This window comes from Paenibacillus agaridevorans, assembly GCF_003112455.1.
GTDB lineage: Bacteria > Bacillota > Bacilli > Paenibacillales > Paenibacillaceae > Pristimantibacillus > Pristimantibacillus agaridevorans.
Window position 1 is genome coordinate 1 of record NZ_BDQX01000288.1, and the last position, 1,156, is coordinate 1,156.

Genomic DNA, 1,156 nt, shown 5'->3' on the forward strand with positions numbered 1-1,156 from the left:
GAATAATAAGAACAAATAATATGAAAGAATGAATACACATTTGATTGCAATTCAGGGGGAGTCGTCAACATCCCATAACACCATATTCACGCATCGGGCATTCGCCCTCGGTCCCTGAAGCAGCTTCGGAGAAGCAGTTGCTGTGGACACATCCGACTACGTCGGACGACGTGAATATATGAAACGTTATCAGAAATTACCCATGATACAAGAAAGTGAGCTAACTAAATTGAAGAAAATACATTTTATTATAATCATTATTGTACTTTTAATTACCGGTTGTAAATCAGGATCACAAGATATTGTAACAATCAAAGATAGTATATTAGTTTACTTTGCTAAAGGTGAAACTTGGGCAGCCACATACACTATTTTCGATGGAGGAGAGAGTACTTTTGATTCTTTATATATTCAACATATTGGTAATAGAGAAGAGGAACAAGAACCAATTGAATATATACTTGAAGGCGAAGGGATCAAGATGGCAAGCCAGTATCCTTTAAAACTACAAGGAGTAAGAAGCTTACAAGTCTCTACAGAATATAATAAAGAATTAATGAATTTAGAAGAGCATAATAAAGAACTTAAGTTAATTATCAAACAAAATGAAGAATCAGAAGAGCTATTATTAAGATTAGTCAATGAAGAAGGGTAACTTCGGATAACACCATATTCACGCATCGGGCTATTGCCCTCGGTCCGGACAGATGATATTGGCAGGGAAGCTGAATCAGCCGGACACACCCGTCTACGTCGGGCGTCGTGAATATAAGAAACGTTAGACGAAATTAGCGAGTTCAGATCAATGAAAAACGAACAATTGTTCTTCACCAATTTGGAACAAGATGGTACAATAGGAAAGACAATTGAATCTTGGGTGGGCATGGCTTCCCTTCGAAAGGAGGTGAGGCCATGGAGGTTAAGGATGCCATAACGATCATGTTTCTGTTCGGATCATTTATCCTTGCACTACTAACATACATCAATTCTAACAACAAGAGAAAGTAAAAACCCACCCCAAGGTTGACCGCCGAAGGTGGGTTTTGTTTCTGAACAACTCAGAAGGGAAATCCCATCCAAGCCAATTGTTGAGCCGAGTGTTTGCCGCACTCGGCTTCTTTATAGGTATGATAACACAATTGGAAAAAGAAGTGAA

At 38.7% G+C, this 1,156-nt stretch carries 2 protein-coding genes; both read left to right on the plus strand.

What is annotated here, in order from left to right; all coding sequences use genetic code 11:
* Positions 1–178 precede the first annotated feature (178 nt).
* A complete protein-coding gene (locus tag PAT3040_RS23640) occupies positions 179–655 on the plus strand; it encodes a hypothetical protein (protein ID WP_146200528.1) in 477 nt (158 codons plus the stop codon).
* A gap of 257 nt (positions 656–912) precedes the next feature.
* Positions 913–1,008: a competence inhibitor ComI gene (gene comI / locus PAT3040_RS38125; RefSeq protein ID WP_219930309.1), complete on the plus strand. Its 96-nt coding sequence runs from the start codon at positions 913–915 to the stop codon at positions 1,006–1,008.
* The last annotated feature ends 148 nt before the right edge of the window (positions 1,009–1,156 follow it).